Below are 13,654 nucleotides of genomic sequence, written 5' to 3'. Positions count from 1 at the left end.
GACTTAATTGTTTAAACCTACTTATTTATGAAAGAATTTTCAAGATTTTTATTGTTTGTTGCTTTTGTATCAAATATATCTTTTGGACAGCAATACGCAACTAAGCACACAGTACAAAAAGGCGAAACAATCCCCCAGATCGCTCAAAACTACAAAACCACACCTTCTGAAATTTACAGATTAAACCCAGAAGCCCAGAACGGAATTTCAGAAAATCAAATACTGAATATTCCGGAATCATCCTCTAAAATTCCAAATTCTGTTATTCATGTTGTAGCTCCAAAAGAAACATTGTTTGGGTTAGCCGCTAAGTATAATGTGAAAGTGGAAGCAATTCAAAACGCAAATGTGGCTGCATTGGCTAATGGACTGCAGGTAGGCCAGGAATTAGTTATACCGCAGGATTCAAAAACTGAGACTGTATCATCCAAAAATACTCATTTAGTACAGCCAAAAGAATCATTGTTCAGCATTGCCAGACTTTATAATGTATCGGTTGAAGATTTAGATAAGGCGAATACCGTTCTTTTAAAAAACGGATTACAGATCGGGCAGGAAATTACTATTCCAAATAAAAAGAAAACACTTGACGGAAGAGTAAGAGTTATCAATGCCGAAACCGTTTTTTATGTGGTGAAAGCAAAAGAAACTAAATATTCGATTGCTAAACAATTTGGGATAACCGTACAGCAATTGGAATCTCAAAATCCAGAAATTGTTAATGGTTTGACAGAAGGAAATAGACTGGCAATCAATCTTAAGGAAGTTAAACCTGCTAATGAAAATGAAGAATTGATGCTCGCTTTGGCAGAAAAGCAAGTTGTGGTAGAGAAATCTAAAGCAAATGAAAAAGAAATCAGCAGTCTAAAAAACAAACTGGAACTACAGCAGGAAATCAATCAAAGAGTAGTTAAGGTTAATGGTCTTTTGGTAGATTTGAAAGAAATTGATAATACAAAGGAAAGTTCTGCTGAAAAATTGAAATTGGTTTTAGAAGCAAATAAAAATATTCAGGAAATTCTTTTAGTGAAACTGGATTCTTTGGTTAATACGATGAGTAAAGATTTGTCGGTGTTAAAAAAGACAGAATTGGTAGATCTTGATGAGTCAGTTCGTCTGCAAAAAATTTCAAATGAAAATATTCAGAAGACGAATGAATTATCACAGCAGTTAAAAAAACAGCTGGCTGATAATAGAAAGGTATATACGAACCTGATGGATAAAGCGGAGCGTATTGCTGTAGAAGAAAATCAGACTTATAAAAAAAGCATCAGAGAGAACAGTAAATCTCAGCCTGCTGAAGCAAAAGCTTCCAAATTGACTCCTGCTGAATTAAAAACGATGGAAATGCAGCAGCGGGTGCGTGATTTGAATAATATTAAACTGATTACAAAATTGGACTCGCTTAATAATGAAAGTAAAGCCGAATTGAGACTGCACATTAGTAAAGCCGATTTTTACAGTAAACAAGCCAGAACGTTTGATGATAATTTGGCCAAATTAAAAAATCAAAGCTACCAGAATAAAGCATCAGAAGCGCAGGCAAAAACTAAAACTGCTGCTGCAAAACCGCTTACATTAGAGCAGATGAAAAAAGAATTGGCTAAACAGCCGGCAAAAGTTAAATCAATAAAAATTGAGAAAGTAGAAGGTGTTAAGGATTTGAAAGCTGGTTATTATGTCATTTTAGGAAACTTTAAGGATGCCAGGGAAAGAGATGCTTTTATCAAGAAGCTGTCTGATTCCGGTTCTTTGGAAAGTAATTTCTTTTATAATATAAATGTAATTTCATATTATGTATATTCAAAAGTAAAAGCAACTAAAGAAGAGGCGCAGTATGAGTGTATTCAAAAACTAGGGAAACCGCTTTTTGAAAAAATGTTTATTGCAAATGTAGTTTCTGAGTAATTCAATAAAAGAATAAATTAACAGTCTTTAGAGAAAATATCTGTTATAAAGACAGTATTTTTACTAAAATATAAATGACCCGATCTAACTATGAATTATTTTTTTGTAACAATTTGCACGATATTTTTTTCACTGACTTCAATCGCTGCTCAGGAAAAAATAGATAAGTACATCGTCGGTAAAGGGGAAACAGTAAATCAGATTGCTCAAAAATTTAATGTTACTCCTTACGATATTTATAAGCTAAATCCTGATGCACAAAAAGGAGTGAAACCTAATAGTGTTCTGCTGATCTCAAAAGGTAAAGGGAAAACTGCTGAACAGCCTGCAAAATCAGCGGTTAAGCAGCTGCCGAAAACTCATGAGGTACTTCCAAAGGAAACATTATTTGGTATTGAAAAAAAATACGATGTAACTGATGCCGATTTAAAGAAAGTAAATCCCGATCTTGAAAAATTAGGTTTGCAGGTGGGTCAGGTTTTAAATATTCCATCCAAGAACAGCCCAAAAACAAATATTGTGGCTAAAAGCACAGTAATTTATCATACGGTACTGCCAAAAGAAACCAAATTTTCGATAGCAAAGAAATATGATATTACTATTGAAGAATTGGAACGAAAAAATCCTGAGATTATACCTAATCTAACGATCGGATATGAGTTATTAATAAAAGGAACCAGACCGAAAGCAGCATCAAAAACCGTTGTTTCAGAAACCAAAGAGGTGCCGGTAAAATCATTGCCCGCTCCTAAGTCTGAACCTATAAGTTATATTGATTATACTGTAAAAGCCAAAGAAACTTTTTATAGTTTGTCTAAGCAGTATGGACTGACACAGCAGCAGTTAGTGGATTTGAATCCTGGTTTATCGGCTGGTGTTCAGGAAGGAATGGTTTTAAAGGTACCGTCAAAATCAAATCAGATTGCATTTAGTTCAGCTAAACAAAAAGTTGTTTTGACTAAGAAAAACAGTAATGACAAGAAAACTTTAGTATTGTTATTGCCTTTCAATATTGCCAAGAATGGAGGAGATACTATCAGTTCTAATGTTAATCGTCTGAACAATGATAAATTCCTGAATATGACTTTAGATTTTTATGCCGGTGCTTTAGTTGCGATTGATTCGGCAAAACAGGCTGGAGTTACTATGGATATTAAGATTTTTGATTCGAATGAAGCAAAAACAACTTCAAATGTTGGAACTATTTTTAGTGCTGATGATTTGGCAAATGCCGATGCCGTTGTTGGTCCTTTTTATCAGACAAATGTAGAAAAAATGGCAAACCTTCTTGGTCAGAGTAATGTGCCGGTTATTTCACCGCTGTCAAAAGATGCAGGAAATCCAACACCAAATTTATATCAGTCAATTGTTCCGGCTGCGGTTTTAAAAACGGCTATGTTTGATTTTTTAAATACAAAACAAGGCAATATAATTGCGGTTATTGATAAGAAAAGAGAAACAATTAGGAAATACATTTCTGAGAGTCAAAAACAAGTGAAAATTGCGCCTTTGACTCCGACAGGGGGTTTGAATGTTGAAGGTTTCAAAAGTCAGCTGGTTAAGGATAAAATGAATTATATCATTCTAGAAACCGCCAATACAGGAATGATTAAATATACCATAAATGCAATGGTCAGCGTAATGGCTGCTTATCAGGTGCAATTGGTTATTTTGGAGCCAAATGAAACTTTAGATACTGATGAAATTAGTTTTGAAAATTTGACAAAACTGCATTTGATGTATCCTTCGGCAACCCGAGAGAATAATTCTCCTGAAGCTCAAATATTCATGCAGAGTTACCGAAAAAAGAATAAAGTCAATCCAAGTACTTTCGCAATTCGTGGTTTTGATATAACTTTCGATACGATGATGCGTCTGTCTCAGGGCAAAACGTATCAGGAAACTGCCGAAACGATGATAACAGAACAAGTTGAAAACAAGTTTGAATATCATAAAAAAGAAGAAGGTGGTTATGTCAATAAAGGTGTTTACATCCTGTATTACGACACCGATTTGACAGTAAAAGAAGCAAAGTAGAAACGTAGTTTTAAGTATTCTGATAACTGACAACTAAAAACCATCAACCAACAACTAAAAAAATGACTTCAAAAGTAACTTATTTAGGGGATTTAAGGACTTCCTCTGTACATATACAATCAGGAACAGAAGTGCTTTCTGATGCTCCAGTAGATAATAACGGAAAAGGAGAAGCTTTCTCTCCAACTGATTCAGTTGCCAATGCTTTGGCTACCTGCATGATGACGATTATGGGGATCAAAGCAAGGGATCTGAATATTGATTTTAAAGGTTCTACAGCAGCCGTTACCAAAATCATGAATGCCGAACCAAGACGCATCGGTGCTATCGAAATTGTTTTTGAAATGGAGGGAGTTACCGAAGAAAAAGATAAAACAATTCTGGAAAGAGCAGCAATGACATGTCCCGTTTTCCTGAGTCTGAATACTGAAATTAAAAAAGATATTAGTTTCATCTGGAAATAAAAATTAAATTGTTAATAATTTCAATGAAAAGAAGCTCTTTGTTTGGGCTTCTTTTTACTTTTAAAAATGGACGAAAACCAAAAACAGCTCATAAAACTTGCTCACACCAAAATGCCTTTCGGGAAATACGAAGGCTGGTTTCTTATTGATATTCCTGAATATTACATTGTCTGGTACAGCAATAAAGGTTTTCCAAAAGGAGAACTGGGCGAACAATTGAAATTAGTTCATGAGTTAAAACTCAACGGACTCGAAGAACTGATTCGGAATATAAAAAAGAAATATCCGAAACCTTAAAATAATTAGATAATAGGAGAATTAGAAAATTGCATAATCTTTAGATAGATAATTATAAAATATTGGTTAGAAATGAATTTAATTCATTGTTTTTTAATTATCATTTATCTATTTCTTAAATTATCAGATTGACTCATGGATTAATTTTTGATTTGGCACATTTTCTAATTTTCTAATTAGCAAATTGTCTAATTAAATTTGTACTTTTGCCACGTTTTTTACACAACTACAATACAAACAGCAACAGAATGAATCAAACGAAATATATTTTTGTTACAGGAGGTGTGACTTCTTCTTTAGGAAAAGGAATTATAGCGGCTTCCTTGGCGAAATTGTTACAGGCAAGAGGTTATAGGACAACAATTCAAAAATTTGATCCTTATATCAATGTTGATCCAGGAACTTTAAATCCTTATGAACATGGAGAATGCTATGTGACTGATGATGGTGCAGAAACGGACTTGGACTTAGGTCATTACGAACGTTTTTTAACTGTTCCGACTTCTCAGGCTAACAATGTAACCACAGGCAGAATTTATCTTTCGGTTATCGAAAAAGAGCGCAGAGGTGAATTTTTGGGTAAAACGGTTCAGGTTGTTCCTCATATCACCAATGAAATTAAGGAAAGAATGCAATTGCTGGGTAAATCTGGTGATTATGATATTGTTATTACCGAAATTGGCGGTACAGTAGGTGATATTGAATCATTGCCTTATATCGAATCTGTGCGTCAGCTGATTTGGGATTTAGGTGAAAATAATGCTATCGTTATTCATTTGACTTTAGTGCCTTATTTGGCTGCTGCCGGAGAATTAAAAACAAAACCGACACAGCATTCTGTGAAAACTCTGATGGAAAGCGGAATTAAAGCCGATATTTTGGTCTGCAGAACAGAAAATGAAATTTCAGACGAAATCCGTAATAAATTAGCTCTTTTCTGTAATGTAAAAAGAGAAGCGGTTATTCAGTCTATCGATGCTTCTACTATATATGAAGTGCCAAATTTAATGCTGGAAGAAGGATTGGATGTTGTTGCTTTGAAAAAATTAGATTTACCAAAAAAAGCAGCTCCGGATTTAAAAAACTGGAACACCTTTCTAAAGAGACTGAAATTCCCAAAACATACAGTAAACATTGGTCTGATTGGCAAATATGTAGAAATGCAGGATTGTTATAAATCTATTTTGGAAGCGTTTATTCATGCAGGCGCTGCTAATGAAACTAAAGTAAATGTAGTTTCTATTCATTCTGAGTTTATTGATTCAGAGAATATTACTGAAAAATTAGGAAATTTAGATGCAATTCTTGTAGCTCCTGGTTTTGGAGAGAGAGGGATTGAAGGTAAAATCGAAGCTATTCGATTTGCGCGTGAAAATAAAGTGCCGTTTTTTGGAATCTGTCTGGGGATGCAGATGGCAATTATTGAGTATTCCAGAAATATATTAGGACTGGCAGATGCCAATTCTACTGAGATGAACGACAAAACTTCTAATCCTGTAGTAAATTTGATGGAAGATCAAAAAAATGTTACAGACAAAGGAGGAACAATGCGTCTTGGAGCATGGAAATGTGACATTACTCCAGATTCATTAGCATATAAAATTTATGGTAAGACTTCAATATCAGAGCGTCACCGCCACCGTTATGAATACAACAGCCAGTATGTTGATCAATTGCAGAAAGCAGGTTTGATTTCTTCGGGTGTAAATCCTGATACAGGTTTAGTAGAGATTGTTGAATTAGAAGATCATCCTTTCTTCATTGGTGTACAATACCATCCGGAATATAAGAGTACGGTAGCAAATCCGCACCCGCTTTTTGTGAGTTTTGTGGCAGCGGCGGTTAAAGGGAAAAAGAAGTAATAAATTAGTTTTTTAGAAAAGATTATCGTCAGAATGTAACATTGAATGAGTATTGATGACTAACAGAATCAGTCTCTAAATTTGGTTTAAATTAGGAAGACGAAAAACAACAATAAAAAAATGGAAGAAAAAAAATTAGACCTTAACTCGATTATAGGTATGTTATTAATCGTTGGTATATTCTTTTGGATGATGTACCAAAACAAACCTTCAGAGGCACAGCTTGCTGCAGAAAAGGCTAAAAAAGAATTGGTCGCAAAAGAAGCTCAGGCAAAGGCTGTGGCTGCTAAACAAGCTGTGGCTCCAGCAGCAGTTATTATGCCTGGAGATTCTACCCAATTGGCACAATTGCAAAAAACATTAGGCGGGTTTGCTTATTCTGCAACGTTGCCTTCTGCAAAAAATGATGTTACAACAATCGAAAATGATTATGTATTATTGAAAATTGCAAATAAAGGAGGGTACATTGTTGAAGCTACTTTGAAGAATTTTGAAAAATTCAAGAAAAATTCTGGACAGCTGGTTTCTTTAATCAAAGACAACAATGCCGATTTGAACATTCAGCTGCAGACAAGCGACAATCGCATTTTAAATACTAAAGACCTTTATTTTGAGCCTGCATTGACTAAATCTGGTGCTGACCAAATCCTTTCTATGAAATTGAAAGCGGGTGCCAATGAATATTTAGAATACAAATATATTTTGAAACCAAAGGATTATATGGTTGGTTTTGATATTCGTTCTCAAGGTTTGAATAAAGTACTTAATACGGGCAAACCATTGGATTTACAGTGGAATATGAAAACGTACAGAAGTGAGAAAAGCATCGCTTATGAAAATCGTTATACCGAAGTCCGTTATCAATACGAAGACAATAAGCATAACTATGTTAATGACGGAAAAGATAAAGAAGAAACACCGGACAAAGTATCTTATATTGCTTTCAAACAGCATTTTTTCGCGTCTATTCTGATAACAGATACTCCTTTTGAAAAAGCACAGTTAAAATCGAATAAATTGGCTTTGGATGAAACAAAAGATACTGTTTTTATAAAGGATCTAAAAGCGGCAGTACCTTTGGCTTTCCATAATGGTGAACTGGATTATAAAATGAGCTGGTATTTTGGACCAACTGATTATGCTACTTTGAAAGCTTATGATAAAAACATTGAAAAAATAGTTCCGCTTGGCTGGGGGATTTTTGGGTGGATTAATAAATTTATTTTCATTCCGTTATTTGGATTTTTAACAGGAGGAATTTCTTACGGAATTGCGATTATTATTTTTACGATTCTTATAAAATTAGCGATGTCGCCTATTACTTATAAGTCATTCCTGTCGCAGGCGAAGATGAAAGTGTTGCGTCCGGACATTACTGAGCTGGGTGAAAAATATAAAAAAGACCCGATGAAAAAACAGCAGGAAACGATGAAACTGTATTCAAAAGCTGGTGTCAATCCTATGGCGGGCTGTATTCCGGCTTTGATTCAGATTCCGTTTATGTATGCTTCGTTTCAGTTTTTTCCGTCTGCTTTTGAGTTAAGACAAAAAGGATTCCTTTGGGCAGATGATTTATCTTCATTTGACTCTGTTTATAAATTGCCTTTCCATATTCCATTGTACGGTGATCATATCAGTTTGTTTCCAATTTTGGCAGCAATTGCGATTTTCTTCTACATGAAAATGACTTCTGGTGATCAGCAGATGGCAGCTCCTCAGCAGGAAGGTATGCCGGATATGGCCAAAATGATGAAAATGATGATTTATGTTTCGCCAATTATGATGTTGATTTTCTTCAACAGTTATGGTGCAGGATTGAGTTTGTATAACTTTATATCGAACTTAATCACTATCGGGATTATGTTTGTGATCAAGAATTACATTGTAGATTCGGATAAAATTCATGCTCAGATTCAGGAAAACAAACTGAAAGAGCCTAAAAAACCAGGTAAATTCCAACAGCGATTACAAGAAGCTATGGAACAGGCCGAGGCTCAAAAAGCAAAAAAGAAATAATATTTTGATAAATATTGCTGAAGCTCCTAGTAAAATAGGAGCTTTTTGTTTTTTATAAAGAGAATTAATTTTAATAGTACTTGGTTTTGTACTTTTATGAAATAAATAAAAGATCATACTATTAGCCGTTTTTTGATGTTATAGTATTGATTTTTGAATAATTTAAATTAGAATTATATGTTAGCTGTTTTTAGAGTTTTTGTCCTTTTTTTATGCTGTCAGGCAGTTTTTTCGCAGACTGATGCCAATCCTGTAGATGCCAATGGTAAAAAACACGGTATTTGGAAAGGTTTTTATGCCGAATCGGGGAGACAGCGTTACGAAGGTACTTTTGACCACGGAAAAGAAGTTGGTGTTTTTAATTTTTATGATGATACAAAAGCCAAATCTATCATTGCCACAAGGACTTTCAATGCTGCAGATAACTCCTGCTACACTGTTTTTTATGACCAGAACAAGAATATTGTGAGTGAAGGAAAGGAAGTAAACAAACTGCGTGAAGGGCAATGGAAATATTATCATAAGGCCTCCAAATCGTTGATGACTTTGGAGAATTACAAGAATGGAAAACTCGACGGTGTGCGGACAGTTTATTATCCAAGCGGGAAAGCTGTGGATGAAACGATTTATAAAAACGGATTAAAAGAAGGTGTCTATAAAAAATATTCTGAGAAAGGAATTGTTTTGGAACTAAGTTTTTTTAAAAATAATGAGTACGAAGGTGAAGCTGTTTACAAAGACCCGAATAATCTTGTGATTGCCAAAGGAAAATTCAAAAATGGCAAGAAAATAGGAAAGTGGCAGTTTTTTATCAATGGCAAACTGGACAGTGAGGAAAATATGGATAAGCCAAAAAAGCCTCAGCTTAAAAGAGATAATATTAAAACTGATAAATAGGGTGAATTTAAAAAAAAATAACTTTGTGATTGTATGGATGTAATCGAACTGTTATGCCGTTTTCTGTTACTCACTTTTTCGGTGCTTTTTTTATATTTTTTCTCAAACAGAAAGAATAAAGAAGCTATTAATCCATTGATAATTGTCGTTGGCTTTTGCACATTTTCGCTGTGTTACTTATTTACCAAAGTGGAAATTGGCGTGGGGATTGGTTTCGGGCTTTTTGCTATTTTTTCAATTTTGCGTTTCAGGGGACAGACATTTTCGCTCAATGCAATAATATTTCTTTTTGCAACTATTACGCTCTCGATTTTGGATATCATGTATCCGCTTGAAAAATATGGCGTCTTGATTTTTTTCCAGATCAGTATTATTTTTTTCTATACGCTAGGCTCCCTGATGCTGGTTCACGTTTCTCCTGATAATAGAAAAAGCTGTAAATTGATTTTCACTTACGATGAATTTTTTAGCATTGACGCTTCAAATCAAAAGACAAAAATAGAAGAGATTGTTCCGTTTCCCGTTTTCGATTTCGAAATTTTAACTATTAACAGGGCGTCAAATCAAGTTGAAATTCTGATTTTTTATTAGGGTTTAATAATCAAAAATTGTCGTCAATGATTGTCTTTTAAACATCAATCATTGAAAATGCGAACCTGTTTGATGTAGAGATTTCTTTTTTCGCCTACTATTTTAAATTCAATGTCCACTGGTTTTCGGTTGAATTTATTCCAATACCGATTCATTTTGCTTTCAATCTTTTTACAGGTTTTGAATAGATTATTGATCTCAGCAATGCTTAACAATGGCTTGCTGTCGTTAAGGGAAGAATTCGAAATATAATCTACATCGACATTATCGCTTTTTTCTCCAAATATATTCAAATCATAAGCTGTAAACTGTTCGCAGATTTCTCCTTTATTAGGTTTTACAACCGAGTTTTCGCCTTTTTGAACATTCACTGTTATACCTTCAAAATCTTTTCGAAATAAATTGGTGGTGATCACAACGCCGTTTGCCAGTTCATCCGGAAAAGATCGGTGTACCAAAACTCCCATTGCAATGTTATTTTGGTCAATTCCGAAAATTTCCCTTTCCCAGTACGAACTCTCATTCCAAACACTCGCCCATACTTGCTTGATGGCTTTTTCAAAAGATTTTATCGAATCGCCTACAATTCCAGTTTTTGATTCATAAAGTCCTGCTCCGTTGAAGCCATCAATATCCTCTGCATTTGTTGAAGAACGGAATCTGAAATTTTTGAACTTTTTTTGATTACCCAGCTTTTCGTTTAATGCTGTAATTAGATCGGTATTAATAGGTTCTTTTTTGATGGCTTTCCTGATTTTTTCCAGCTGTATATTTATCCACTGAACATCTTTATTGGGATTGTTTATAAGTTCATTAATTAACGGAAAAATGTCTTTACTGTGAATGTGTCTGTTGTAGTAATAAAATGGAATTGCATATGCATTTTCGGGAACTTTGAATGTAGAATCTTTTGCAATGGCGATTAAATACGATAGATTTTGAGCTTTGGAACCTATGGATTCAACTCCTTTTTTGTTTATTTTGGATAAGTCGACAAGTCCAGTCACGGTGGTGTCCATTACGAGTTTACGTTTTTTAATGCTGCGGGCAGATTTTATTTTCTTGTCGGTTTCTTTGATGTAAAAGGTGTCAATGGCTATCTGCAGTTCTACTTTTTTGTTCAAAAGAGATTTTATTCTACTGTCGGTCAAAGCCGGGGTGTAGCCCATAATTGGAATTTTTCTGTTTTTGCCCAAAATCACTAAATGGCTCAAAGGTGTCTGCAGTTCATTAACGATGATTCCTTTTACGTTTGGCAGAACTTCTGGTGTTCCGTCCAGAACCACGATTTCATTTTCCTTTGGTTTGATGGAATTCAAATCTTTGATTTTATATTCTTTTAAAATCCCAATGCAGTTTCCCGACGAAACTTCCTGATATTTTAATTCGCTGAAAATAAATTTAGAATCCACGCAGGGAATTTTGAATCTGCCTTGCCGGTAGAGCTCTGTTTTTTCTGGGTCATTTAAATAGAACTGCAATGATTTGCCCATAAAAGCTGTTTCCTGAACAAGCTTGAAAAATTTTTCAATTACAGTAACAGGCATTTTGTCAGAAACAGCCAATTCAAAAATCCATTTATCTGTCCCTTTGATGTGATTTAAATTCCCCAGTAGATAATCACGTCCTGTTTCTTTGCTGCTGTAATTTTCTGTATTGAAAACAGCCAGTTCTTGGCTGTATCCCAAATATTCCGTTACAAATTGATAATGATGTGAGATGATGCCGCTATTGAAATAATAGAGTTTTTTCCATTTTAAATCATACACAATTTTCACCGATTCGATATTTGAGAATTTATCCGACAGCGGTTTTCCCTTCAGCGATTTATAAACTTCGTATGTAGGTATGTCTGCCACGAAGTTTTGTCCTTTGCCGGCTATAGTGAAAAATAATAAAAATAACAGAATCGATTTTTTCATTTTCATTTTTTTGTTCAGTATTAAAGGTAAGTAAAAAAGCAGATAATCTATAAAAGCTGCTAAGATTCCACTGCATTCGCATTTAAAAAAAAGATAAACACGAATTTCACCAATTAACGCTAATTCTTATCAAAATTGAAAGCAAATTTTACAAATTTGTACAGTTTCGAATATTTTGTGTAATTATATAGCAATCTTAATTCTTGTAAATTAGTGTAATTCGTGTCAGAAATTTTTAAATGCAGATACCATGCTGCGATTCTAAAAATGAATATTCGATAATGACATTAGTTCCATTTATTGCAGTATTGTTTTCATCAATTTCAAATAATGGCGGCTAACTATATTATTTGTACTTTTGCAAAAGATTAAATTATAATGTAATGAGCATTGTCTTTATCTGGCATTGGATACCAATATTGATAAGAGAATTGCATTTGATAAAAAAAAGTATCAGTAAATGAAACGAGTTGTTGTAGGTCTTTCCGGAGGTGTGGATTCAAGTGTTGCGGCATATTTACTGCAGCAGCAGGGATATGAGGTAATAGGTCTTTTTATGAAAAATTGGCACGATGATTCGGTGACCATTTCCAATGAATGTCCTTGGCTGGAAGATAGCAATGATGCTCTTTTAGTAGCTGAAAAATTAGGGATTCCTTTTCAGACAGTTGATTTGAGTGAACAGTATCAGGAGAAAATTGTTGATTATATGTTCAGCGAATACGAGAAAGGAAGAACTCCAAATCCTGATGTGCTTTGTAACCGTGAAATAAAGTTTGACGTTTTTATGAAAATCGCTTTGAGTCTTGGTGCCGATTATGTGGCAACCGGGCATTACTGCCGTAAAGGTGAAATCGAAGTGAATGGCGTTAAAACATATCAGCTTCTTGCTGGTGTTGATAATAATAAAGATCAGTCTTATTTTTTATGCCAGTTATCACAGGGGCAATTAGCCAAAGCCTTGTTTCCAATCGGAGAACTGACCAAGCCAGAAGTGCGTGAAATTGCTGCAGAAATGGAGCTGGTGACAGCAGAGAAGAAAGATTCTCAAGGTTTATGTTTTATCGGTAAGGTGCGTCTGCCTGAATTTTTGCAGCAAAAATTACAGCCGAAAGAAGGCACAATTATTCAGATTGATAAAAATGACCCTGTATATTCTAATGAAATTCAGAACGAATTGTCATTAGAGGAAGAATTGCTTTTTGCTTCCAGAAAATTACCATATACTCCAAAAATGGGAAAGGTTATGGGGAAACATCAGGGAGCCCATTATTTTACCGTAGGACAGCGAAAAGGGCTGAATGTGGGAGGAACAACCGATCCGCTATTTGTTATTGCTACCGATGTGGACACCAATACAATTTACACTGGTTTATCCAGCAGTCATCCGGGACTTTTTAAAAGCGCTCTGTTTATTGATAAATCCGAAGTGCATTGGATACGAGAAGATCTGACTTTGGTTAATGGAGAAACGATGGATGTGATGGCGCGTATTCGTTATAGACAGCCTCTGCAGAAAGCGGTTTTGCACCAATTTGAGAACGGTATGTATATTTCATTTGAAGAACCGCAGTCAGCCATTACCGAAGGGCAGTTCGCTGCTTGGTATCACAATGATGAGTTAATTGGTTCTGGAGTTATCTCTTAAGTCAAAATCTTA

General features: G+C 34.7%; 10 protein-coding genes. 9 read left to right on the top strand and 1 reads right to left on the bottom strand.

What is annotated here, in order from left to right:
* Positions 1 to 27 precede the first annotated feature (27 nt).
* The 8 genes from OZP07_RS15100 (at position 28) to OZP07_RS15065 (ending at position 10,072) form a co-directional block, all read left to right on the top strand.
* On the top strand, positions 28 to 1,908 hold the full coding sequence (locus tag OZP07_RS15100; RefSeq protein WP_281635745.1) for a LysM peptidoglycan-binding domain-containing protein: 1,881 nt from the start codon (positions 28 to 30) through the stop codon (positions 1,906 to 1,908).
* Between the two features lie 90 nt (positions 1,909 to 1,998).
* Complete coding sequence (locus tag OZP07_RS15095) at positions 1,999 to 3,945, top strand: PBP1 and LysM peptidoglycan-binding domain-containing protein (protein WP_281635744.1); 1,947 nt, start codon at positions 1,999 to 2,001, stop codon at positions 3,943 to 3,945.
* A gap of 62 nt (positions 3,946 to 4,007) precedes the next feature.
* A complete protein-coding gene (locus tag OZP07_RS15090) occupies positions 4,008 to 4,409 on the top strand; it encodes an OsmC family protein (protein ID WP_281635743.1) in 402 nt (133 codons plus the stop codon).
* A 66-nt stretch (positions 4,410 to 4,475) separates the two neighbouring features.
* Positions 4,476 to 4,706 (top strand): DUF3820 family protein, encoded by a 231-nt coding sequence (locus OZP07_RS15085; protein WP_194639588.1) that lies wholly within the window; start codon positions 4,476 to 4,478, stop codon positions 4,704 to 4,706.
* Positions 4,707 to 4,954: 248 nt separating this feature from the next.
* Complete coding sequence (pyrG, locus tag OZP07_RS15080) at positions 4,955 to 6,568, top strand: CTP synthase (RefSeq protein ID WP_194639587.1); 1,614 nt, start codon at positions 4,955 to 4,957, stop codon at positions 6,566 to 6,568.
* Positions 6,569 to 6,688: 120 nt separating this feature from the next.
* A complete protein-coding gene (yidC, locus tag OZP07_RS15075; protein WP_281635742.1) occupies positions 6,689 to 8,584 on the top strand; it encodes a membrane protein insertase YidC in 1,896 nt (631 codons plus the stop codon).
* Positions 8,585 to 8,761: 177 nt separating this feature from the next.
* Positions 8,762 to 9,481, top strand: a complete 720-nt coding sequence (locus OZP07_RS15070) for a toxin-antitoxin system YwqK family antitoxin (protein ID WP_281635741.1) — start codon at positions 8,762 to 8,764, stop codon at positions 9,479 to 9,481.
* 33 nt (positions 9,482 to 9,514) lie between these two features.
* The gene (locus OZP07_RS15065; protein WP_281635740.1) at positions 9,515 to 10,072 is read left to right on the top strand and encodes a DUF4956 domain-containing protein; all 558 of its coding nucleotides are present in this window, start codon (positions 9,515 to 9,517) and stop codon (positions 10,070 to 10,072) included.
* A 44-nt stretch (positions 10,073 to 10,116) separates the two neighbouring features.
* Here OZP07_RS15065 and OZP07_RS15060 read toward each other — a convergent pair whose 3' ends face one another.
* Positions 10,117 to 11,994, bottom strand: coding sequence for a PEP/pyruvate-binding domain-containing protein (locus OZP07_RS15060; protein ID WP_281635739.1), 1,878 nt, complete (start codon positions 11,992 to 11,994; stop codon positions 10,117 to 10,119).
* A gap of 460 nt (positions 11,995 to 12,454) precedes the next feature.
* On the opposite strand from OZP07_RS15060, the gene mnmA reads away from it, so the two are divergent.
* A complete protein-coding gene (mnmA, locus tag OZP07_RS15055) occupies positions 12,455 to 13,642 on the top strand; it encodes a tRNA 2-thiouridine(34) synthase MnmA (protein WP_281635738.1) in 1,188 nt (395 codons plus the stop codon).
* Positions 13,643 to 13,654: the final 12 nt, after the last annotated feature.

This window comes from Flavobacterium marginilacus, from assembly GCF_026870155.1.
GTDB classification, from domain to species: Bacteria; Bacteroidota; Bacteroidia; order Flavobacteriales; family Flavobacteriaceae; genus Flavobacterium; species Flavobacterium marginilacus.
The sequence above is the reverse complement of the archived record's forward strand: the minus strand, read 5'-3'. Positions and strand labels throughout refer to the sequence as shown.